This is a genomic window from Chitinimonas prasina (assembly GCF_030160395.1).
Taxonomy (GTDB): Bacteria; Pseudomonadota; Gammaproteobacteria; order Burkholderiales; family Chitinimonadaceae; genus Chitinimonas; species Chitinimonas prasina.
The window spans coordinates 1,078,782-1,100,115 of sequence record NZ_BSOG01000001.1; the positions used below are offsets into that span (position 1 = coordinate 1,078,782).

Here is a 21,334-nt window from a genome sequence, read left to right on the forward strand (position 1 = left end):
GTTCATTTCACCCTGCTCGCGAACCAGTTGTTGATGGCCAGATCCAGGATGTGGCGTGCCTGTTTGTATTCCGTTACCGTCAGGAACTCATGGTCGGTATGGTCCAGGGCAGAGTCCCCCGGGCCGTAGGCCACCATGTCCACCCCTGTCCAGCGGGTGGCCAGGGTATTCATGTCGCTGGTGCCCTTCTTGACCACAAAACGGGGCGGCGTGCTGGTCGCCGCAAACGCGCGGGTAAAGCAACGCGCCAGATTGCAGGTACGCGGCGTGCTATAGCCTGGCGTAGCACGCAGTATTTCGCAGCGCACTTCCGTCGATCCGGCGGCCTCCACTGCAGCCAGCAGGCCCTTTAGATCAGCCTGGGGCGAAACCCGGAAATTCAGTATGCCTTCCGCGTACTGTCGCGCCGGGTCGCTCCAGCTCTTGGTGGAGATCAGCGCGCTGATGCCTTCCGGATCGAATTCGTCAGCATGGGTACGCAAGCGCGCTACGGTCTCTACCATGAGATCGGGCGCAGAGACGACACCCTTGCCAGCCGAGTGGGCATGCGGCACCGCAGCCAGGAGGCGGATCTTGAGCAGTCCGTAGTAACCCAGGGTCAGCGTATCGGCACGGCTGGGCTCGCCGATCACCACGGCATCCGCCACCAACGTGTCGCGCACATGGAATGCCCCCTTGGAGGACGACACCTCTTCCTCCACCGCACCCACCACCGTCAGGCGGCCATGAGGAGGAACGTCGGCGGCGATCAGCGCCTCAATGAAGTTGACCAGGCAGCCTTTCGCATCGACCACGCCACGCGCACTCAAATGCCCTTCTGCATTGAGTAGCGGCTGCCAGGGGCCAGGTACGGTATCGATATGCCCCAGCAACAGCAGATGGTCCGCGCCTTCGCCCTTACTGGCGACGAAGTTACCGGCATCGTCGCGCCAGGCGGCAATGCCCAGACTGAGGCAATGACTTACCAGCCATTCCACCGCCTCGGTCTCATCCATCGAAACCGAGTTGATGGAGACCGTCTGGGTCAACAGCTTCAATGCGGGATCGGGTGGCATCAGCGGCCAGACCCGGGTGCTACCCGCCGGCTTGGCTACCGAATGGGGGCCTACGATGGCCACATCGGCGATGCCATGTTCCAGCACGTGGTTGGCGGCACGCATCTTCTGCTTCATGCGCCCCTGCACGAAGGGCAGCGGCTCACCGGGGAAGATGTCGGCCAGCTGCGAGCTCAGGTCGTCAACCTGCCGGAGTATCCCCGGTGTCGATGTCACGAAGCGAATGTGGTCGGCCTTGAGCGCCGTGGCAAGGAAAGCCGCCAGCATATCGGCGTCGGTATTGAGTATGCCGCCATTCACGCCTTCCTCTGCCACCGGGGCCGTCAAGCAGACCACATCATTGTGCTCCAGCAGATGCAGCAGCAGCTCGGTACGGCAACGCGAGGGGGTGCCGACCAGGTGTTCCCGTACCACCAGGGTCTTGCCATCACGCATCACTTTGATGGGGCGGTTACGGCTGGCCTCCACCAGGCCCAGGCTGTAGGCTGGTGCGGCAAAGGCGCGCAGGTCCAACTGCTGCAAGGCATTCTGTATGGGCGGCAGGACCTGGCCCTGGTAGGCACGCACCAGCACACCGATATCATCGGCGGTCGCGGTCCTCACCACATCGCCATTGGCAAGGGTATGGAAAGCCATGGTCCGCGACTCCATCCCGTACTGCCGGGCGATGGCACTGCCGCCGCCTATGACGACCAACACGCGCCGGCCTGCCCGCGACAAGACCGCGATCTCGTCCAATATGCCGCTGCCGGCATCGAGCGAAGCGCTACCCACCTTGATGACATAGAGCGGCTCGCGGGCACGCTGGCGAGGTGCTGCAAGACTGCTTGGCGCGCCAGGCACGGGGCTGCTGGCTGCAGGATTCAAGGCGGCGGTCATGGCCACATCCCCCCGTGCGACAGGCCTTCATCCTCGTCGAAGCCCTCAGCCAGATTCATGGCCTGTATGCCCTGCCCGGCTGCGCCTTTGATCAGATTGTCCAGTGCACTGACCACCGTGCAGCGGCGACCATCAATATCGGTCGCCACTTCCACTGCATTTGAGCCAACCACGGTCTTGAGCATGGGCATGCTCCACGGCCCCTGAGCGGGTCCAAGGTAGCGCACAAAGCGGGTAGTCCCATAGGTACTGAAGAAGGCCTTGCGCACATCCAGCTCGGTCACCCCCTCGCGCAGCGTCAGAAAGGACGACACTGCAATACCGCGAGGGCTGTCCAGGCTGCCTGCCGAAAAACGCAATGCCACCTGGTGGCCGGTATGATCATGCAAGGCCTGCATGATCTCAGGCTCGTGCCTATGCCCAGACAACATATAGGGCCGATAGTTGTGGCTGCGCTCGGCCGGGTGTTCGGCACTTTCCTTGCCGCTACCGCTGGAGCCTGTCTTGGCTTCCGCCACAATCTCGCTCTCAACCAGACCACGGGCCACCAGCGGATAGAGACCGTAGAAAGTAGCCACCGCCATGCAACCAGGCAGGTTGAGCAGGCTGCTGTCGGCATACTCAGGCTGCCACAGCTCGGGAATAACATAGCGGGAGTCAGCCGGAACGCCAGTGACGGCCGTCTCTGGATAGTGCCGCGCTAGTAGTGCTGGATCACGCAGCCGGTAGTCACCAGCCAGATTGATGATGCGCCTGGCCTTGGGACGGATCTGCTCCATGATCTTGGGCAGCACCCCACCGGGCAGGCAGGAGAACACAATATCCACCTCGCGCATCGCCTCTATCGTGGCGAAGCGCTTTCTGCCAGTTTCAGGAAAATGCCGCAATGCAGGTAGGCTGCGACCTATGGGCTGGCCTGCGCGCGCGCGGGAAGTGACATCGACCAGCTGGACGTGCCGGTGCGACTGCAGCAGGCGTATCAACTCGCCCCCTACAAAGCCGGCAGCGCCCAGGACGGAAACAGTGACAGTCTTCATCATCAACCCAGCCTGCCGTCGCGCTCGTAAGGCAGGGGGTAGGTGTTTTCAGTGGCCAGCTTGCGTATCGCGTCGGGCCTTGCCGCAACCTTGTGGAATGCCAGGGCGTAGGACTGGATGCGCTCGGTTTCGACCGGCGAACGCAGCTCTCGGCACAGGGTCAGCGTGGAAGCCAGCATCTTCAGTGCATTGGGAAAGCGATCCAGTGAGTATTCGCTGAAGTCGCGCTGGCTCAAGGTAAACGGGTAACCTTGACCGAAGCCCTGACGGTTCTGGAATGGCAGATGTCCCGGTATAGGCTTGTTCTGCCATTCACGCGCCGGTACGCCCTCGGCCACGAGGAGCTCCTGTACTGCGCCCTTGACCGCATGGATGGGCAGGTCGTCCAGCCCCACGGCGGCAGGATGCAGGGCGATACGGTACATATTGTAGGCATGGACATAAGTGGCCGGCACTTCAGGGCCGGTAAACAGCCCCGTCTTGGCCAGCTCCGCTGTCAGGTAGGCGGCATTGCGCTGGCGGATGGCGTCGTAGTACGGCAGGCGCTTGAGTTGACTGATACCAAACGCCGCGACGATACCGGACATGCTGTAGTCGATACCTGTTTCCTCCAGGAAGGCCCGGGCACGCTTGTACTTCGCTTCGTCGGCGAAGAAGGCGATACCGCCCTCGCCACCCACTGGGAAGTTCTTGTCAGCCATCAAGCTCTGCCCGGCGGCATCGCCCAGTGCACCACAGATGGTGCCGTCGATGGCAGCCGAGTGAGCATGCGAGGCGTCCTCTACCAGTAGCAGCCCATGCTTGGTGCAGAGCTGGCGCAAGGCCGGCATATTGGCGGGCAGACCATGCACGTGCACCGGCATGACAGCTCGGGTGCGGGGCGTAATGGCCGCTTCCACCGCCGCTACGTCGATGCAATAGTTCACCGGGTCGATATCAACAAATACCGGGATGCCTTTGGCTGCAACGATGGCCTGGGCAGTAGCAATAAAGGTGAAACAGGGCACGATGACTTCGTCGCCCGGCGTCACGCCGGCACCGACCAAGGCCAGGTGCAGTGCGGAGGTTCCGCTCGCCGTGGCGATGGCGTACTTCGCACCCACATAGTTACGGTAGTCTTCAGTGAACTGGGCTTCCGAGTTGGAGTGGTTGCGCAGGATGCTGATCTGCATCTGCAGCACGTCCTCCTTGGTAATCACCGGGAAAAGCGTCTTGCGGAATCCATGACCAATCACCGGATTACCGCCCAGATGGGCCAGTTCCTGTTGGGCCATGTCGTCGGTCGGCCACGGCAGTGGCAGTGCAGGAAAATCGGTTTGCATCATTGGTTTCCTTGGATGGCCTGACGTACGCAGGCGGCAACTAGCGGGCTGAGTCGATAGTTGAACTGTATGGTGGGCTGTATCTCGGGTTCGCTTTCCGCCTGCGACCACATGGTCCGCAGATCGAATGCACCGAAAATCTTCAATCGCTCAGCCCGCTTCCAGATCTGTTCATCATTGGTGGCGATGGCCGCACAGGGGCCAAAGCCCAGTTCGGTAAAGTCCAGCACCTGCACCTTGTCGTGGCTAACGGCAGCAACGGCGGCATCCAGCGTCGTCCCGGCGTCTTGCCAGGCGATCGAGGCCATGCCGTAGGTGCGCGGTATGCTGGTGCTCTCTTCTATGCCCACGCCCAGCCAGGTCAGGAATTTCTGCTCACGCTGGCTGACTCGAGGAAACACCGCCTTACTACCAAAGCCGATCTGCTGACCATGTAAGGCGGCGTGGATGGCGCCTGTGACCGAATTGAACAAGGCCACATACTGGCGATCGACCTTGTTGCGGATTTGTGTTTCCAGACCGGGCAACTGCCGGTCGTTCTTTTCTATGCTCATGACCACGCCACTGGTCATGACGCGAGTGAGTACGAGGGATTGCTGAAAATTGTTCACGCGGCCACCATTGAATGCTGCACTGGGTTGATCATCAGGAATGCCGGCTCATAGATCGCCACCTCGTGGCCAACCCAGGAAGCAATTGCACCTGCAACATCAACACCGTGAATAAGAGAAGAACGGGCAAACTCCGGGTTCTGGTTGACTTCGCAGACCAGCAGATCCGGCGAATTGACCTGCTCAAACAGATCGAGCCCGTAGATGCCCGGGCCAATGGCCTCGACCACCTGCATGGTCAAAGTCCGTATCGCCTCAGTGATCTCGCACGGCACCACGCTCGCACCGAGATGGGTATTGGTCTTCCAGTGGTCAGTCGCTCGCCGAAAGGCCACCAGAGGCTGATCACCTACCACCACAACCCGTAGGTCATAGCCGGGCTTTTCCACGAATGCCTGCACCACGACAGGGAATTCCTTATAGCTGGCATCGTGGGTTTCCCACGCCGACAGCCAGGCCTCCAGGCAATCGCGGCTACGTATCAGGGTCACCCCGCGCCCCCACGAGGAGGACGAGGGTTTCAGGACGAAGGGATAGCCGAACTGCTCGCCCAGACGAACAATCTCCTCACCGCTGAAGGCGATGCAGGATTCAGGCGCAGGGATATCGTGCTGTTTGAAAATCAGCGCCTGCGCGACCTTGCTGCAACAGATGCTGATCGATTCGCTGCTGTTGATGGTGGGGATACCACAAGCCTTCAGCAGCTTCGACACTTCGACGTTTCTCGATTGCGACAGGCACCGCAACATCGCAACATGTGGCTGTGCACGCTCGTTCCCCTGCAACAGCCAACCGAGATCACGACCGTCGACGCTAACGATCACATTAATGCCCAACGCCTCCAGCGCTGTGATGATGGCGCGCTCTTCAGGCCGGATCTTGGTGAGTACGACTAGTACGGTACCGGTCTGCATGCTTACTCTCCCCAGTCTTCCTCGATTTCAGGTGCCAGCCCGAGCTTAGGGCTGCCATCCACCATCAACAGTTCATGCTCTTGACCACAGGCCGAACAGGCGAGTATTTCGCCCGCCAGGGTGTCGGGAGCCACGTTGAATTCTTCAGAACAAACCAGGCATTCACTTTCCAATTTCCTACTCCTCTTTTTTGTGTGATATGGCGCAAAGACTGCGCCCGTTCAATCATCACCAACACATTGCAATCACATCACTGCAATGAAATATGGCGACCAAATTCCGCAGCCTGCCCCGGATTTATTCAAATCGGGTAAAACCATGGAACCAAAACAACTAGCATTACCTTTAAAATCCGCTTTTCAGTACATCCCGAGTAGCGCTCCAGCTTTCTATTACTCCTGCGCCCAGCCTGTACCCGCCTTCAATTGAAGCCAGCCCGACACACGTATCAATCAATGCTTAACCGGATTTTTAAAAGGATTGTTTATCTAGCAATTTAGCGCTGTAGCGTGTTACACGAGCTTGCACCGCAACGTCAAAATGGGGTTTCGGCGCTTGAGGTGGGTAAGTCCGTGACCTAGCTATGCCTGCCTTCCGTTGCAGCAGGCATCTCTCCGGTGGGGAGCGTTATGCCCAGTGCAGTTGTGGTTTGTTTGTTGATCTCTATCCAGAAGGGCAGTACCGGTTTGCCGTCCAGTAGTTGCGGCGCAGCAGCCCGGTGTACATCGACCCCCATGCGGCGCAACAGGCGCTCATTGCCTACCACCGAAAAAGCAATCAGCCGCTTGGCGCCGTGACTGGCGGCGACCCGTACGATGTCGGCCATCAGCGCACAGGTGTTGCGCCATGCATCGGCAACACTGAGGCCGGCATTACTCGGCGAACTGATGGCAAACCGCGACAGCTCCCAAACATCGCTCGCATGCGGCAGGGGAATACCCCCCATCAGATGTGGAAAAACCTCGCTCAGGAGATAAGGCCTTGTGGTGGGCAACAGCCGTCCACAACCACAGACTCGTTCCTCGTTATTTCGGGCAACCACATAAACCGTGTCATCACGGTCAAAAGCATCACGCTCCAGACCATGCTCGGTTTTCAACGGCCACCCCAATTCCTCTACAAATACCCGATAACGGTATTGCGCTAACGAGACCTCCACCTCAACCCGCAATTGTTCCCGGGTACCAGAAACCATCTGCAGCATCTCGCAACCTATCTTATTTTTTTAAGGATGGCGCGAATTAGAAAGGCAAGCCGTCAGAAGCAGTAGCTGCCCATATGGGCAGGTGGAATCGCCTTATTCTTGCAATACTTCACGAGTTGGCCGTGCACAGGCACCTGCACCAGAGATGCGCCCATCGTCGGACCGTACTGCTATAGCGCCACGGTAGGCGCTATAGCGCACAAGCCACTGATTCCAAAAAACTTGGCGTGAGATCCTTGCTGCTTTTTCTCGCGAGGAGCAGGTGTCTGGCCAAAAGCCGCCCTGCCATGGTGCAAGTGCGGTCGCTGCGCAGCCAGCGCGGGAAGATGCGCTTTTCGTTCTTTTTCGTGCTTTTTACAACGGACAGCCGTGCAATATCCGGGGGGCCGCCACTTGGAGCCTGTTCAAGGTCTTTCAGCCACGTCGTTCGCAGCCTTGACCCTAAACCATCTGCAGTGGGGAGAGACTTGTCGCAACCCATGCAGTTAGCGGACCTCCAACCAACCGCAATACCCAAGCCAGATCAGGCGCCACTTAACACCACGTACGCAGTCTAAAGTTGAAAGCAAGGTTACTGGATGTGCGCACTAAACCATGCAAGGCCCTGCAACATTAGTGGCAAGCCCATCTGGCCTGGGCTACCGTTGACTGCCATTGCAATGCCGTTGATGCAGGGTGTGACAAATGCTCCTGCCAGGATAACTGGGCCAGCCAGTCTTGCAGTAGCTCCCCCGTACGACATGCGCCAAGGTCATAGCCCGTCTGGCTACGCAGCATCACATTGCTGCTGATACCGCCGGGCGCCAGCGCCAAGCACTGGCCAGGCTCTCCCCGGTACCAGGCCCAACCTATGCTCACCTGGGGCATGCCCATCTCGCTTACCCACTCGCAATAACCAGCGTCCACCATTTCAATGCCGCTTTCACTCAACTCCACCCGCAGATCATTGTCTGACCAGATCATGCAAGGGTGTAGCCTCAAGCTGCACAGTTCATTAAAGGACAGCCGTATCAGGCCATCGGGGGCTAACGTCAACATCAGTAGTCCTTAGATCCGCTTGATCAACTGAACCGCAAGGCCCACCTGCAGAGGCCAGGCTACGTGAATCAAACGCACGAGCCATCACCTTAGCTGCCGGGATTACCACACCACCGTAAATTGCTGCAATGGCCGATGAGACAAATGCCTATGCCCGATCGCCTTTGTATTTGCAGCGCAAGCGCGCGCCCGCTATTTTACGCAACCGGCTCCCGCAAAGTCCGTGGAGCCCATACCATTTTATGCCATTATTCTAAAGGAGTGGGGTCATGATTTCATGTTACCGGCTTCATCTTGGTTCGCACACTGTCCTTTCGGGCATCTCGTGCAATGAAAAGGCAGCGCCCCATGCATGACTGGCGCGAACGCTATATCGATCTTTTTTCATCGGCAGATACTGAATCTGTGCTGTTCGAGCGGGTAAAGCAGGTCGTCCGCGAACTGGGTTTTGACTATTGCTCCTACGGCATGCGCGTCCCCCTTCCGGTCAGCATGCCTAAGTTCTCTCTGCTATCCGATTACCCTGACAGCTGGACGCAGCGTTATGTGGAGCGCAACTATTTCCAGGTTGACCCCACGGTCAAGCACGGTCTCTCGGAAACTTCGCCGTTGCTGTGGTCTGCCAGTAATCCGCAAACCCATAACGAGTTCTGGGACGAAGCGCGGCAGCACAAATTGCAGCATGGCTGGTGTATGCCGGCCCAGAGCAAGAATGGCCTGACTGGCTTGTTATCACTGGTGCGTTCGGCCGAGGCCATCACTCCGGCAGAACTGGACGCCAAGGAACTGCACATGACTTGGCTGACTCGACTAGTACACAGTGCGATGGCCCAATTGATTGCGCCCAAGCTGATGCCGGAGTGTGTTTCCGAGCTGACCGCACGAGAGCGGGAAATCCTGCGCTGGACCGCCACCGGCAAGACTTATCTGGAGACAGGCATGATCCTGGGTATCGACGACCGAACCGTCAAATTCCACCTAGTCAACGCCATGCGCAAGCTCAACGCCGCCAACAAGACCGAGGCCGCGATCAAGGCATCCATGCTGGGCATGTTGTTCTGACACACCGGCAGTTGCGTTGATCTGCGAACACCTAAGAGCCTGGTCACGATCTTTTCAATCCGGGCTATAAAGATCGTCAACTGGCTTGAAGGTGGTCAACTGGCCTGCAATGACACCCCATCGCCCAGCCTCTTTTGCATGAATACACTGAGCGGATGCTCGGGGTAATCACCGAACGCACCGCATACCTGAAAGCCGTGCTTTTGGTAAAAGGCCAGCGCGGCCGTTTGATACGGCCCTGTCTCAAGTTGCAGTAGGCGGCAACCGCGCCGATATGATTCCGCTTCGAGTTTCGCCAGCACCTTGGCTGCTGCGCCCTGCGAGCGGTAGGCTGGGCGCACGAACATGCGCTTGAGCTCGCCCACCTCAAGCTGCAGAACGACGGCACCACAAGCAACGGCCATACCCTCCTCATCCCTGGCAACGACAAACACGACGTTCTCTTGTTGCAGGGCGGAGAGGTCCAGCGCGTAACGTGCTTCGGCTGGATACAAGCTATCCTGATATGCATCCAGCTCCGCAATGAGCGACACGACTTCAGGCTGGTTGGGCGGTTCTAGTTCTATACGCATGGGGGATGGAGAGGCCTTAAAGCGATGGCACGGACATCAGGGTCCGCCGAGGAATTGTGATTGCAGGCCGCCATTGCCGTGCTTTAAACCCGCCGCGCCCAAATGCCAAGCGGCCATGGCTAACCTTCATGGTGATACTGGATTTACGCCACGCAAGCCAGGCGTGAACGAAGCCCCCCAGCGCCTATCTGGCGCTGGTAGCTGCTCAGCCCGTCACCCAGACGAGACTTACGTTCGTCACAGGATTTCTACCGAATCGGGAGAGGTCCCGAACTGGCTCAACCCAGCCGTCTTGGCCAAGGCGGCGGATAGGTGGTTGTCCACTTGGTAGCGTTGAAACGGGCATGATTCTGTGTACTGACGATCGGGCAGTCAAATTCCACCCGATTCACACCATGCGCCAACTCAACGCAGCCAACAAAGCCGAGCCGGCGATCAAGGCCTCAATGCCGGGGGTGTTGTTCTGAATAAACGGGCAGACAGCAACAAAGTGCCGTATTCAGGCGCGTCCCCATAAGGCAGGATGGCTTGCCACATCCAACCTACCCCTGCTATTGGGCTCAACAGCAGGGGTAAAAGCACGGATAATCCTGGCTTCAACCAAGCCCACATCGTGTTCGAGGTGGGCTTGGTTGATAGGCTGATCTGAAAACGGGAAGACCACAAATGCAAAACACCGCCATGAATGAGAGTACGGCTGCCAACTCCGCTAGCGACGAAGACAACCAGATCAGCTGTGATACACACGGATGCCGCCATACGACTTTTGTCTGCCGACACCTGGCAGCCGACCCCGTGCAGCCCTGGTATTGCGACTACCCAGCGGAAGATAACCCTTGGCCGGATGCCTGGTGTGGTGAGTGCAACCTTGCCTATGAGCGTGAAGGCGAGTGGAATGAGCTGAACTCAGATGTGGCTGATATACAGCTGCTGTGTAGCGGATGCTACGACGATGGTTTGGCGAAAAGTGTAGGCTATCTGGCAGGTGATGCTCTGATTGCCTGGGAGGCCTATGTCGATGACTGCTGCCAGTCGCTTAACAGCAAGCAAAGCATCTTGCAAGACGACTTCCAGATCAACCAGTACCCTCGCTGGGACTACGATCAGGCGACTGCCCAGTTGGTGTTCTCAGGTGCGGACGTACCTGACTTGATTGCAGACGTCGAGTTTGTCGGCACGCTATCTACCGTTAGCCATACCTGGAAGTGGTCCTGGACCAATTTTAGCTTGCTGGCGCCGGTACGCTCCCGCATCAACGCTGTGCGTGCCGTAGGCGAAGCCAACAACTATCCGCACCTGCTGGTACCCCTGTGGCATGCGGATCAAGCCGATGGCTGGCATATGACCAGCATTGCTACCGACGTCCTGGGCGGTATCGCCGCCTACCGCGCACCAAGCGACAATGGCTACATCTTCATGGTGATACTTGATTTACGCCACGCAAGCCAGGCGTGAACGAAGCCCGCCCAGCGCCAGTCTGGCACTGGTACCTGCTCAGCCCGTCACCCAGCCATGACTTGCGTTCCTCACAGGCTTTCTGCCGAATCAGGGGAAATCACCTCCCAAGTCCCGAACTGACTCAACCCAGCCGCCTTGGCCAAGGCGGCGGACACCTGGTTGTCCACCTGGCAGCGGTATTGCGGCTGGTAGCCCAGACCACAGGCATGGCGGCTGATCGCACGCACCACCCGGCTGGCGTGGCCCTTGCCCCGGCTTGACGCCAGCGTGAGCACGCCCATATCGGCAAGTTTCTGGCCCTCCCAAGGGTACATGCTGGCGGCGCAGACCAGGCGCTCGCCCTCGAAGGCGCCAAATACCAGCCAGTGATCGAGTTCGACATAGGCATCGTCCAGATCCTGCTCCGAGGCCGCCATCTGGAATTCGGCAAACACCGCCTCATCAGCCGCAGTAAGCTGCCGTAGGGTGTGTACCGGGGCCTCTTCCAACAGCACACGCTTTGCGGCTTCGGAAAAATAGAAAACATAGTCGGCGCCATGCAGGGCAACCTGCCCATCGCGCAGCTTTTGCCGCAATACCTGCTCGGTCAGCCCCTGGCCGCTGCCCAGGTCCAGTTGGTCTGCCAGTGCTGGCGTCATGACGGCACTCGTATGGCCATCCGCGGTCGCCAGCAGCATTACCCGCCTGTCCTCACTGAGTGCCGGGTTTACTGCCAGCGTCAATTTACCCTCGCGGCACCGTATCTCCCCGCCGAGGAAAGCGGCGCGCCAAAAATTTTCAATCTCATTGGAAAACAAGGACATCTATCTGATCACTTTACGGTCATGGCATGCTGCACGACCTTCACCGCAGGCAGGCGTACAGCACATAAGATCAAGCATGCTACGGAGCCCAAGGAACTGCCATAGCAGCAGTTGCCCAGCGCCCCCCGGCAAACCCGCGAAGGACTGCCAGGCAGGCGCCAATGCCTCTGCTATGGCAAGACGGCACACCAAGCCAGCAAGGACTCGGCTACCCAAGCCTAGTGGTGATGGCCATGCTCACCGTGGACATGCTGGTGTTCGATTTCCTCAGCAGTCGCAGCGCGTACATCGATCACCTTGAGGATGAAGCGCATGGCCTTGCCGCACAGCGGGTGGTTGCCATCGAGCAGCACGGTTGGCCCCTTGATCTTGGTGACAAAGTAATAGCGCGGCTCGCCATCCGGCCCCCGGCGCTGTATCTGACCACCGACCTTGACCCCCGGCGGGAACTCGGCCTTGGGCATGGTCGTCACCAGCGCTTCATCGCGCTGGCCAAAAGCGTCTTCGGTGGCCAGTTCAACCGTGGCCTGATAACCCGGCTCCTGCCCTTCCAGCGCAGCCTCGATCTTGGGGAAGAGGTTGTCGTAGCCGCCGTGCAGGTAGGCCGTCGGCTGCTTGCCCTCGTCGTATACAAAGCCTTGGGTGTCAGTCACCTTCATCAGCAGGGTGACTGCAGTATTCTTTTCTATCTTCATGGGGAGAACTTCTTGCGTAGGTAAAAGGTTTGCTACTTGCTACGGCCGCAGCAACTTGCTGATGCAGCCCCGCCTTGCTCGGCGCAGCCTGCATCCAATACCATATTGTTCCTTAGACAGCGCACCGACGGGAAGCAGAAATTGGTCATAGGCCTAGAAGTGCTGTCTATCTACTCGCCGTTGTATAGGCAGACGGATAGATAGCCAGGAGCCCGTCTACCTGTTTGCAATCCAGTGCCGGCATGCGTAGCTTCATGGCTTGTGGAAACGGAACGAGATAGACGGCATGCTTGCCAAGCCAACCAAGCCTACACGCTTGAGCATGCCTGGACGCCACGAAAGGCCCGCATGACTGACCGAGTACGATGTAAAAACCCCAGCTGTGAGCACCGGATCTTGCCGGATACGGCTGCGAGAAACGACGGCCTGTGCATGCCCTGCGTACACGCAGCAGCTAGGCGCGAAAAAGCCGCGTATATCCAAGCACACCGGCGCGATGTGTATGCGTTCGAGGGCATTACCAGCCCTGTCGAAATACTGAAGCTGGTTCATCGCCCTCGCCCGTTCGATCCGCTCATCAACTGGTTACCCTACCCGACGCGAACAGACAGGCTTTACCTCAATCTCTCGGCCGAAGAGGCGCGCTGCTTGGCTGACCATGCAGCAGATTTGGCGGGTACAGAGCGCCACGAGGAAGCGGAAGAGATAGGCCTTTGCTTGGCGGCTTTTACCGACACCAACCTTGATGCCTGCCTGCGACGATTTGTCGACCTAGGCACGCTATGGCCGAGTCTACCGTTTCATCGTTCTCCACCTGATGTGAGGGATGCACTGTTAGCGCGGTTGGAGTCTGATATCGATGTACTCCAGCGCAATCATGTCTTGTTGGCATTGGCATGGATAGGTGATGCCGTGGTCGTCGAACAATTCGCCCAATGGGTGCGTCATCCCCCCGGCTGGGGCGAGACGCTCCATATTGCCCCGCAGGATTATGCTCGCGAGGCGGGCTGGGAACTGACCAGCGGCGGCCAACGACGCAACTTGTATTTTTCCACCTGTACGCCGCTTGAGCGAGGCGCCAACACTACGGATTCCGGCATCAGGACAACGATAGCGCGCACTGACAACTGCCCCCAATGCGCGATGCCACTTACCAACCTGTTCGAGCTGAGCTCTAACACCTGCGACTTACCCGAGCTGGAAAACTGGCGTGTATCGGTCGCCATCGCCTGCTGTGAACGTTGCACATGCGCGGCCACGGTGTTCGGGTGCGTGGACGACAGCGGGCAAGCACATTGGTCGCCCCAAAACATCCTTCCGGCGCCTTTGCCAACAGATACAGGCGCATACGACAAGCTACCGAGCAACGTCCTGAGGGCTGGCCCACAACGCCCGCCCTTGTTTGCCGCACATGAGTTCCTGCCTACCACGTTCTCGCAGCTTGGAGGGCACCCTACGTGGATACAGGATGCTCGGTATCCCCTGTGTCCAGACTGCGAACAAACCATGATGTTCCTGGGGCAGCTCGATCATCAAGACATGGAAGACGGTACGGAAGGCATCTATTACGCCTTCATCTGCCTGGACTGCCGGACAACTGCAACGTCCTACCAGCAATCATAGCGATGCATCGATAGGTGACATACTGCGTAAAGGCAAGCTGGCACTGGTCCAGCACAAGTTACGAGGCCATGCCGGGTCTAGCCATCGTGCTGCTGATCTGCGAGGAAATGGGCAATAAGCTGCTGCGTGTATTTGACCTCTGGATCGACATCCTCGGCATCACCCGGATGGTGATACTCGCCCTGATCAAGCGCGCAATACACCTCGAACATGGCTTGCGGAATCGTTGCATCGTGATCAGCCCAGTACGGTGCACTGGTCCCAAGGCTGAAGACTGCATTCATGATGACGTCCGCGTCGTAGAAACACATGGCGCCACATGAATACTGGATTGCCACATGACGCGAAAGCCGATTCAGTACATCCGGCGCAGAAGTGGCCGAAGCAAGCGCCGCCTCCTTGAGCAAGCCGTATTCAATGACGCCGGAAAGCGCTGCGTCGAGTAAGGGCAATAACGGTTGCGGTAATGTTTGCATGGCATGGTTTTACGAGTAAGCGCCAGCTAGGCTGGTTCTGCCAGCCTAGCCGCACACGCCGTCAAAAACCACTTCTGCAGCGCGATGGACCTGGACCTGCATGCAGCCAAATATTGGGCGGCTAACTATTCTGGCGCATGGACTCCAGCACGGCCAATGCTGCCCGCAATTGGGCGGCATTCTCAGGCTGGAGAAGGCTCACTCCCGACTGTTGCGCAACCCGTTCGATGACGGCCTCACGCGCCAGCCCCAGCTTATTGGCAACATGCAGCGCGCAGGACCGTGCGTGGGATGCCCGGTGCAAGAATGGCACCGTCTCGTCCAACAATTTACGTCGATGCGCGCTGAACGACATGCAATGGCTCTCCTACTTGTCTCATGTCCTTGGTTCGGCGCTGTGTGTAGGCGGTAGCGTACTACATGCCTTGATGGCGCCTCCAGCGTTCCAGTTTTGATGCGGCGCACCATTATCGGATGGACGGTATGGACGCCCCGCATGCCAGCCCTCCATGGAGTCACTATAAATATATTGCTACCGGCTGTTGCCTGCGTGGCAAGCATCGGTAAGGCACCACCTTTGTGGTGCATATATGGGGAGTCCACGACATGACACTGGCGAATATTCCTATCCGCGGCAAGCTCTTGTTGCTACTGGCCCTGCCCTTGCTGTGCCTGTTGCTGGCGGCAGCCAGTTGGGCGTGGTCTGGCTATCAACTGGCCCAACAGCTGGAAGCCACCACACGCCTGACCGTGTTGGCCGACCGCGCCGGCGCGCTGATCCATACCTTGCAGGTTGAGCGTGGCACCAGCGCCGGTTTTCTGTCCAAGGCTGATGGCAATGCTGGCGTGCTCACCGAACCGCGTGCGAAATCGGATAAGGCCGCTGCCGATTGGCGCGCTGCCTTGGCCGCCAATCCGGCCGAGGGCCAGTTGGGCCAGGTGCTCACTCGCAGCGAAGCGGGCCTGGCCTCGTTGTCGAACGTACGCAGCGAGGTCGACCGCAGAGGCCTGGCGCCGGCTGCCGCCATCAGTGCCTACAGCGAACGCATCGAAACGCTGCTGGGCGTGGTCGATCAACTCGCCTTGGTGAATGATGAACCTGAGCTATTGCGGCAAACCCAGGCGCTGATCGGCCTGCTTTGCTACAAGGAGGAATCCGGCCGTGAGCGTGCTTTGCTCAATGGCGCCTTCAGCGCAGGCAAGATAGACCTGACGCAAGGGCTCAAAGTCAGCAGCAATGTAGCGCGCCAGCAGATCTGTGCCCGCCAGTTCGATCAATATGCGGGCGCCGGGCTACGCCAGCAGCACGCCGAGCTTCAGCAATCGGCCGACTTTACCGGCACGGCTGCACTGCGGCAGCAGGCGCTGGCGGCCATAGGCGCGGAGCAGTTGCAAGGCGATGCCCAGCAATGGTTTGCCACCTCAACCGCTCGCATCAATGCCTTGCATGTGTTGCAGGGCCGGCTATTGGGCGAGCTGTCCGGCACGGCGACCAGCCGCCGCGATGCGGCGTACCAGCAGCTCTATTGGTCGCTGGGCTTGCTGGCCGTGGTATTGCTGGTAGTCGGCGCCATCGTGCTGGTAGTGGCCCGCAGCATCATTCACCCTATCCAGCGGCTGGAAGGAGTGATGGATGGCGTGCGCGAGCATCTGGACCTGACCGAACGGGTACAGCTACCTGGCACGGATGAATTGGCCCGTATAGGCCGTGCGTTCGACCTGCTACTGGACAAGCTGGCCGAAACCTTGGGCGATATCGGCCAGCGTGCGGCGGCCGTAACCGGCGCAACACAACAAATGGCCAGCACGGCGGGCGAGGTGGCCGGTGCCTCACACCTGCAATCCGAGGCGGTATCGGCCATTGCGGCGGCGGTAGAGGAAATGTCGGTCAGTATTTCGGCAGTGACTGCCATCACCAGCGACTCGAAAACCCACGCCATGCGCACGCAGAGCCTGGCAGGAAAAGGCGCCGAGATTGCTGGCAAGACAGTAGGCGAGATGGAGCAGATGCGTGAGCAAGTCGATGAATCCAGCGCCGCACTGGCCCGCCTGCGCGAGCACTCCGGCGCAATTGGTGAGATAGTCGGGCTGATACGTGATATCTCTGACCAGACCAATCTGCTGGCACTGAATGCCGCCATAGAAGCCGCTCGTGCCGGCGAGCAGGGGCGCGGCTTCGCCGTGGTGGCTGACGAGGTACGCAAGCTGGCCGAGCGGGCAAGCAAGGCCACCAGCGAGATATCCGTGCTGATCAACCATATTCAGACCGATACGGTGCACTCGGCCGATGCCATGCAGCAATCCTGCGGACGCATGGACGGCGGCGTGCAACTGGTGCGCAGTGCCGCCGAGGCCTTGCAGCGCATCAACGACGAGGCCGTCATCACTGGCCAGGACAGCAACCAGATCGCCGCAGCCATGCAGGAACAGCAGGCAGCCAGCGGACAAGTCGCCAACCGGGTGGAACAGATTGCCCAATTGGCAGAGGAAAACAGCCGCTCCATCGACCGGGCAGCTGAATTGGCGGGGCAATTGGACCAGTTGGCCGGCGAGTTGCAGGGCTTGTTGCGGCGATTCCGATTGGCTTGATTCGCTTGTGCTCAGACTCCGACATTGGACGTCACTGCAGCTAAGCGAGCGAAGACGGATGAGATGGTCATGCCGACTTGATTCAACAGATCACTTGCAGGCAAGGGACAACAGCGCCGTTGTGCCCCCTTGCCTACTGGACTGATCGCCGCCGTAGGTGGCCCTACAGAGCGAGCAGGCTCCGTTTAGACCGGCACGCGCATCAGGTTAGGCGGCAAGTTGCCCCGGAAGATCGGCCGATTGGCGTTGTCGGTGATCAGCAGGTACTCATAGGTCGCGGCTGCATGGTGGCGCGAGTAGTAGAAGGCGCGGCGCCCACCCAGCGTGCGTATGGTCAGGCGCCCGTCCCTGCTGGCCGACAGGTCGTACTCGCTCGCCGTGCCGGCACCGGCCGCGCCGGGGTTGGTGGTGTGGGGGCCACGGCAATGCCCGGGAAAGGGATTATTGTTGTCTATCAGATTACGCACAGCCGCCTGATAAACCAGGGGAATCTGGGCAAAACGAATGTAATTACCCGGTGTGCGGCCCCGCCAAGCGTGCTTCTGCACGTCCAGCTCGGCATGGGCGGCAGCGACGCGCTCCACCACTTGCGACAGGAAGTCGCTTGTCGACACAAAAGCCATGTTGTCGCCGAATATTGCTGCAACCGCTTGGTCCAGGCAAAAACGGTTGAAATAGAAGTGCGGGCGCCCCGCCTGCTGCGCAGCGGAAAAGCGCTCTATCGTGGCCATCGCCTGTGCCTGGGCCAGCTGTATGCTGGCGCCGGTAATCAGTATTGTCATCATTTCTCCTTTGTTTGTTCTGTTTATCTCAGCCAATTATGAAAATGGCATAGGCGCGCACCATAGCATGAGATACGGCAAAACGGCGATAGCCCGCCGTGCCGAATTGGCGCGCTGGTTGCGGCCAGCCAATTCAATGACCGTTCTCCTAGCTGTGGGGATTTACTACGCCAAGCGATGCTCCTGCCCCCCCCCTATGAACGGCATAGTCTCCGTCGCACCCCTGGGGAAAAGGCCTGTACTGTTGCCATGGGACCTGGCGTATTGCTTGGTTGACCCCTCACAAATGGAACAACACTGGCAACCAGGCTCCGGCATATATTGTCTTGAGAGGTAGGTATTTCGCGTGTCATTGCGACCGCGAGTGGAGATTAATGTCAGGACAATGCCGCGCGCCCCTCAAACAGCTCGACCATGGGACGAGTGCCCTCAAACACCGCGTCAAACAGTTGCTTGATGCGTGGCACATGGCGCAATTCCAAACGGGTGAGGAGCCAAAGGTCGCTACTCCACACTTTGGGCGGCGACGGTAACACGCGGCATATGCTGGGCTCCAAATCGCCGAGATAGCATGGCAGCACGGCCAAGCCTGCGCCGGCTTTAACCAAATTCAATACGTTGACGTGGCTGTTGGTGCGCAGCACGGCGTTGGCGTCCAAGCCTTGCTGGTACAACCACTTGGTGGAATCCAGGTGCGCGAAGGTCTCGTCGCCAGCAACCCAGGGGAAATCGGCCAGGTTGCTGGGTGTTGCGCCACCAATCTGCCGGGAACGGTACACCGTGGACTCGATGCGGCACAGGCGCCTTGCCACCAGTGGGTCCGCCGGCCGGCCGCCCGCACGAATGGCCACATCGGCCTCGCCTTTCAGAATGTCTTGCTGCACCGTGGAGGTGTTGATCAACAACTGCACACCAGCCTGCCGCTGGTAGACACTGAGCAAGGGTGCCAGGGCAGCATGCATGAGGGTGTCGGTGGTGGTCAACCGCACAACCCCTCCTGGCCAGGCCGCACGCTTACCGAGTTGCCGTGTTGCAGAGGCCAACTCGGTTTCCATATCAGCGGCAACTTGCAATAGCTCTTGCCCCGCCTCGGTCAGCGCGTAGCCAGCCCGGCTGCGCTCAAACAAACGCACGCCAAGCTCGGCTTCAAGAGATCCCAGGCGACGAAAAACGGTAGCATGGCTGACCCCTAACGTGTCGGCAGCTGCGGTCAGTGATCCAGCACGACCAATGTGTAAAAAGAAACGTAAGTCGTCCCAGGATTTAGGGCTTTGGGTCATGGCGGGCTACCACAGGTTGCGAAAGCGCGAGTTTGCATTTTTGACATGATAGCTTGCACAGATGGATGAAAGGAAAACCGATCAACCACCTATACTTCGCTGCTTATATCGCCCACCCCAAGAGCAAACTGGCATGACAAACCCTACAACCAGCCTCCCCAGCACCGGTGCTGCTTCTGACTTCGATTTCTTTGTCGGTTCCTGGCAGATCCAGCACAGTCGTCTCAAAGAACGGCTGACCGGCTGCCAGGAGTGGGAACACTTTGAAGGCAGCTCTACCATGCAAAAGCTGCTGGGAGGCTGTGCCAATGTGGATGACAACGTGATCCACCTGCCCGATGGTGATTACCGGGCCTTGACCATCCGAAGCTTTGACGCATCAAGTGGTTTATGGTCGATCTGGTGGCTGGATGGTCGTCATCCAGGTCGTCTCGATACGCCCGTTGTAGGTGGCTTCAAAGACGGCAAGGGCTGCTTCTACGCCGATGACACATACAACGGCCAAGCCATTCGCGTTCGCTTCTTGTGGACTCAATGCTCTGAACTGGGGCAGCCACGCTGGGAGCAAGCGTTCTCCACCGATGGCGGGGACAACTGGGAGGTCAATTGGGTGATGGACTTCCGCCGTACCGATGGCATGGCAGGAACACCAGCATGCCTGTAATCGAGATTCGCAGCTACCGGCTTGTACCAGGCAGCGGAGATCGGTTCCACCAGCTGATCAGCCAACAAAGCCTGCCCCTGATGCTGGCGTGGGGCATTGACGTACTGGACGTTGGCCCGTCGCTCCACGACAGGGATTGCTACTTCCTGATTCGCGCCTTCCACGATTTAACCAACCTGGAAGCCGTCCAGGCGGCCTTCTATGCAAGCCCTACCTGGCGCAACGGTCCACGAGAAGCCATCGTGAGTCTGATCGCATCAGACAGCAATGTGGTGATAGAGATGAGCCACGATCGCGTCGAGGCCTTGCGCAATCGAACCCTCACCAGCAATGGACAGCTCGCCGACTAACTTGCCCCGAAGCATTAGTCCAACATAGACCGAACACCGCCTTTGACACGAAGGCATAGAGTGATACGGAGCTGCTCATGACCGTCCCAAACCACATCCATTTTTGCGCACTGCACACCCAGCCGAAACCGCTGGTTCTACCCAATGCCTGGGACGCAGCCAGCGCAGCAATATTTCAACGCGCTGGCGCTCCCGCAGTGGCAACCTCCAGTGCGGCATTGGCCTGGTCTCTCGGATATGCAGATGGCAGCACCCTGCCGCGCCACGAGTTGTTGGCGGCCATTGCGCGAATTCAAAGGGTTTTAACAGTCCCTTTGACTGTCGATCTGGAAGATGGCTACAGCAACGACGCAAAACAAGTGGCTGGTTTGGTCGTCGAGGTAGCGCAGACGGGCGTCACCGGAATCAACCTTGAGGACGGCGCACAACCTTCCCACTTGCTGGTCGAAAAAATAGCAGCCTGTCGCCAGGCATTGGGCAAGAGGCCGCTGTTCATCAACGCCAGAACCGACGTCTACCTGCGTGGGTTGGCGACGGGAGCAGAGGCGCTCGAACTCACCTTGATGCGTGCCCAGCAGTATCAAGGAGTTGGGGCCGACGGCTTATTTGTGCCGGGCCTCTCAAGCATCGACGACACTGCATTTATCGCGACACGAACAGCTTTGCCGGTCAACCTGATGCTGCTGCCAGACATGCCTCCCATCCCGGCGCTGTTTGCGGCAGGTGCGCGCCGTTTCACCGCCGGCCCGGCAAACTTTCTATTAGCCTATGGGCGCACATTCACAACAACTCAGGCCCTGCTGAATACGCACCAAGCGGCTGGCTTGTTCACCGACAGGGCCGTGGAGTATGCGGAGATGAATGCGCTTTTTTCGTCGCCCCCCCAACCTGGGCCTTACTGGGGAACTTAGCGTCCCCGC

21 protein-coding genes are annotated in these 21,334 nt (G+C 58.9%); 7 read left to right on the forward strand and 14 right to left on the reverse strand.

The annotated features are described in order from the left end of the window. Positions 1-2: 2 nt before the first annotated feature. The 8 genes from QQK16_RS05010 to QQK16_RS05045 form a co-directional block, all read right to left on the reverse strand. Positions 3-1,934, reverse strand: coding sequence for a M20/M25/M40 family metallo-hydrolase (locus tag QQK16_RS05010; RefSeq protein ID WP_284195326.1), 1,932 nt, complete (start codon positions 1,932-1,934; stop codon positions 3-5). Continuing rightward, the gene (argC, locus tag QQK16_RS05015) at positions 1,931-2,974 is read right to left on the reverse strand and encodes an N-acetyl-gamma-glutamyl-phosphate reductase (protein ID WP_284195327.1); all 1,044 of its coding nucleotides are present in this window, start codon (positions 2,972-2,974) and stop codon (positions 1,931-1,933) included. Before argC ends, QQK16_RS05010 begins: the two co-directional genes overlap by 4 nt. Continuing rightward, on the reverse strand, positions 2,974-4,296 hold the full coding sequence (locus QQK16_RS05020) for a DegT/DnrJ/EryC1/StrS aminotransferase family protein (protein WP_284195328.1): 1,323 nt from the start codon (positions 4,294-4,296) through the stop codon (positions 2,974-2,976). Before QQK16_RS05020 ends, argC begins: the two co-directional genes overlap by 1 nt. Beyond that, complete coding sequence (locus tag QQK16_RS05025) at positions 4,293-4,904, reverse strand: hypothetical protein (RefSeq protein ID WP_284195329.1); 612 nt, start codon at positions 4,902-4,904, stop codon at positions 4,293-4,295. Before QQK16_RS05025 ends, QQK16_RS05020 begins: the two co-directional genes overlap by 4 nt. After that, positions 4,901-5,818 carry a RimK family alpha-L-glutamate ligase gene (locus tag QQK16_RS05030; RefSeq protein ID WP_284195330.1) on the reverse strand — a complete coding sequence of 306 codons (918 nt, stop codon included), beginning with the start codon at positions 5,816-5,818 and terminating at the stop codon, positions 4,901-4,903. Before QQK16_RS05030 ends, QQK16_RS05025 begins: the two co-directional genes overlap by 4 nt. A gap of 2 nt (positions 5,819-5,820) precedes the next feature. Continuing rightward, positions 5,821-5,991, reverse strand: a complete 171-nt coding sequence (locus QQK16_RS05035) for a sulfonate ABC transporter (protein ID WP_368860124.1) — start codon at positions 5,989-5,991, stop codon at positions 5,821-5,823. Positions 5,992-6,395: 404 nt separating this feature from the next. Beyond that, positions 6,396-7,013 (reverse strand): acyl-homoserine-lactone synthase, encoded by a 618-nt coding sequence (locus QQK16_RS05040; protein ID WP_308446983.1) that lies wholly within the window; start codon positions 7,011-7,013, stop codon positions 6,396-6,398. 621 nt (positions 7,014-7,634) lie between these two features. Continuing rightward, a complete protein-coding gene (locus QQK16_RS05045; protein ID WP_284195333.1) occupies positions 7,635-8,060 on the reverse strand; it encodes a DUF4902 domain-containing protein in 426 nt (141 codons plus the stop codon). 348 nt (positions 8,061-8,408) lie between these two features. Here QQK16_RS05045 and QQK16_RS05050 point away from each other — a divergent pair, with 348 nt between their 5' ends. Beyond that, entirely contained in the window at positions 8,409-9,122 is a 714-nt protein-coding gene (locus QQK16_RS05050; RefSeq protein WP_284195334.1) for a LuxR family transcriptional regulator, read from the forward strand. 95 nt (positions 9,123-9,217) lie between these two features. Here the strand turns inward: QQK16_RS05050 and QQK16_RS05055 are convergent, their stop codons facing one another. After that, entirely contained in the window at positions 9,218-9,694 is a 477-nt protein-coding gene (locus tag QQK16_RS05055; protein WP_284195335.1) for a GNAT family N-acetyltransferase, read from the reverse strand. A 666-nt stretch (positions 9,695-10,360) separates the two neighbouring features. On the opposite strand from QQK16_RS05055, the gene QQK16_RS05060 reads away from it, so the two are divergent. After that, positions 10,361-11,149, forward strand: a complete 789-nt coding sequence (locus tag QQK16_RS05060; RefSeq protein WP_284195336.1) for a DUF6882 domain-containing protein — start codon at positions 10,361-10,363, stop codon at positions 11,147-11,149. Between the two features lie 71 nt (positions 11,150-11,220). On the opposite strand, the gene QQK16_RS05065 is transcribed toward QQK16_RS05060, so the two are convergent. Both QQK16_RS05065 and QQK16_RS05070 read right to left on the reverse strand, forming a co-directional pair. After that, positions 11,221-11,790: a GNAT family N-acetyltransferase gene (locus tag QQK16_RS05065; RefSeq protein ID WP_284195337.1), complete on the reverse strand. Its 570-nt coding sequence runs from the start codon at positions 11,788-11,790 to the stop codon at positions 11,221-11,223. A 383-nt stretch (positions 11,791-12,173) separates the two neighbouring features. Then, positions 12,174-12,650: an FKBP-type peptidyl-prolyl cis-trans isomerase gene (locus tag QQK16_RS05070; RefSeq protein WP_284195338.1), complete on the reverse strand. Its 477-nt coding sequence runs from the start codon at positions 12,648-12,650 to the stop codon at positions 12,174-12,176. A gap of 348 nt (positions 12,651-12,998) precedes the next feature. Here QQK16_RS05070 and QQK16_RS05075 point away from each other — a divergent pair, with 348 nt between their 5' ends. Next, on the forward strand, positions 12,999-14,273 hold the full coding sequence (locus tag QQK16_RS05075; protein ID WP_284195339.1) for a hypothetical protein: 1,275 nt from the start codon (positions 12,999-13,001) through the stop codon (positions 14,271-14,273). Between the two features lie 77 nt (positions 14,274-14,350). On the opposite strand, the gene QQK16_RS05080 is transcribed toward QQK16_RS05075, so the two are convergent. Then, entirely contained in the window at positions 14,351-14,749 is a 399-nt protein-coding gene (locus QQK16_RS05080) for a hypothetical protein (RefSeq protein ID WP_284195340.1), read from the reverse strand. Between the two features lie 606 nt (positions 14,750-15,355). On the opposite strand from QQK16_RS05080, the gene QQK16_RS05085 reads away from it, so the two are divergent. Then, positions 15,356-17,338, forward strand: coding sequence for a methyl-accepting chemotaxis protein (locus tag QQK16_RS05085; protein ID WP_284195341.1), 1,983 nt, complete (start codon positions 15,356-15,358; stop codon positions 17,336-17,338). A gap of 185 nt (positions 17,339-17,523) precedes the next feature. On the opposite strand, the gene QQK16_RS05090 is transcribed toward QQK16_RS05085, so the two are convergent. Both QQK16_RS05090 and QQK16_RS05095 read right to left on the reverse strand, forming a co-directional pair. After that, complete coding sequence (locus QQK16_RS05090; RefSeq protein ID WP_284195342.1) at positions 17,524-18,123, reverse strand: hypothetical protein; 600 nt, start codon at positions 18,121-18,123, stop codon at positions 17,524-17,526. A gap of 374 nt (positions 18,124-18,497) precedes the next feature. Next, on the reverse strand, positions 18,498-19,400 hold the full coding sequence (locus QQK16_RS05095; RefSeq protein ID WP_284195343.1) for a LysR family transcriptional regulator: 903 nt from the start codon (positions 19,398-19,400) through the stop codon (positions 18,498-18,500). A gap of 133 nt (positions 19,401-19,533) precedes the next feature. On the opposite strand from QQK16_RS05095, the gene QQK16_RS05100 reads away from it, so the two are divergent. The 3 genes from QQK16_RS05100 to QQK16_RS05110 all read left to right on the forward strand — a co-directional run bounded on the left by QQK16_RS05100 (position 19,534) and on the right by QQK16_RS05110 (position 21,325). Next, on the forward strand, positions 19,534-20,064 hold the full coding sequence (locus QQK16_RS05100) for a DUF1579 domain-containing protein (RefSeq protein ID WP_284195344.1): 531 nt from the start codon (positions 19,534-19,536) through the stop codon (positions 20,062-20,064). After that, entirely contained in the window at positions 20,055-20,414 is a 360-nt protein-coding gene (locus QQK16_RS05105) for an NIPSNAP family protein (protein ID WP_284195345.1), read from the forward strand. The genes QQK16_RS05100 and QQK16_RS05105 overlap by 10 nt, the downstream gene beginning before the upstream one ends. 77 nt (positions 20,415-20,491) lie before the next feature. Then, positions 20,492-21,325 (forward strand): isocitrate lyase/PEP mutase family protein, encoded by an 834-nt coding sequence (locus tag QQK16_RS05110; RefSeq protein ID WP_284195346.1) that lies wholly within the window; start codon positions 20,492-20,494, stop codon positions 21,323-21,325. Positions 21,326-21,334: the final 9 nt, after the last annotated feature.

Coding starts and splice junctions, on each gene's coding strand:
- QQK16_RS05085 (WP_284195341.1), top strand. CDS start 15,356: ATGACACTGGCGAATATTCCTATCCGCGGCAAGCTCTTGTTGCTACTG.
- QQK16_RS05070 (WP_284195338.1), bottom strand. CDS start 12,650: ATGAAGATAGAAAAGAATACTGCAGTCACCCTGCTGATGAAGGTGACT.
- QQK16_RS05065 (WP_284195337.1), bottom strand. CDS start 11,790: ATGACGCCAGCACTGGCAGACCAACTGGACCTGGGCAGCGGCCAGGGG.
- QQK16_RS05080 (WP_284195340.1), bottom strand. CDS start 14,749: ATGCAAACATTACCGCAACCGTTATTGCCCTTACTCGACGCAGCGCTT.
- QQK16_RS05060 (WP_284195336.1), top strand. CDS start 10,361: ATGCAAAACACCGCCATGAATGAGAGTACGGCTGCCAACTCCGCTAGC.
- QQK16_RS05030 (WP_284195330.1), bottom strand. CDS start 5,818: ATGCAGACCGGTACCGTACTAGTCGTACTCACCAAGATCCGGCCTGAA.
- QQK16_RS05040 (WP_308446983.1), bottom strand. CDS start 7,013: ATGGTTTCTGGTACCCGGGAACAATTGCGGGTTGAGGTGGAGGTCTCG.
- QQK16_RS05020 (WP_284195328.1), bottom strand. CDS start 4,296: ATGATGCAAACCGATTTTCCTGCACTGCCACTGCCGTGGCCGACCGAC.
- QQK16_RS05100 (WP_284195344.1), top strand. CDS start 19,534: ATGACAAACCCTACAACCAGCCTCCCCAGCACCGGTGCTGCTTCTGAC.
- QQK16_RS05055 (WP_284195335.1), bottom strand. CDS start 9,694: ATGCGTATAGAACTAGAACCGCCCAACCAGCCTGAAGTCGTGTCGCTC.
- QQK16_RS05050 (WP_284195334.1), top strand. CDS start 8,409: ATGCATGACTGGCGCGAACGCTATATCGATCTTTTTTCATCGGCAGAT.
- QQK16_RS05105 (WP_284195345.1), top strand. CDS start 20,055: ATGCCTGTAATCGAGATTCGCAGCTACCGGCTTGTACCAGGCAGCGGA.
- QQK16_RS05095 (WP_284195343.1), bottom strand. CDS start 19,400: ATGACCCAAAGCCCTAAATCCTGGGACGACTTACGTTTCTTTTTACAC.
- QQK16_RS05110 (WP_284195346.1), top strand. CDS start 20,492: ATGACCGTCCCAAACCACATCCATTTTTGCGCACTGCACACCCAGCCG.
- QQK16_RS05090 (WP_284195342.1), bottom strand. CDS start 18,123: ATGATGACAATACTGATTACCGGCGCCAGCATACAGCTGGCCCAGGCA.
- QQK16_RS05010 (WP_284195326.1), bottom strand. CDS start 1,934: ATGACCGCCGCCTTGAATCCTGCAGCCAGCAGCCCCGTGCCTGGCGCG.
- QQK16_RS05045 (WP_284195333.1), bottom strand. CDS start 8,060: ATGTTGACGTTAGCCCCCGATGGCCTGATACGGCTGTCCTTTAATGAA.
- QQK16_RS05075 (WP_284195339.1), top strand. CDS start 12,999: ATGACTGACCGAGTACGATGTAAAAACCCCAGCTGTGAGCACCGGATC.
- argC (WP_284195327.1), bottom strand. CDS start 2,974: ATGATGAAGACTGTCACTGTTTCCGTCCTGGGCGCTGCCGGCTTTGTA.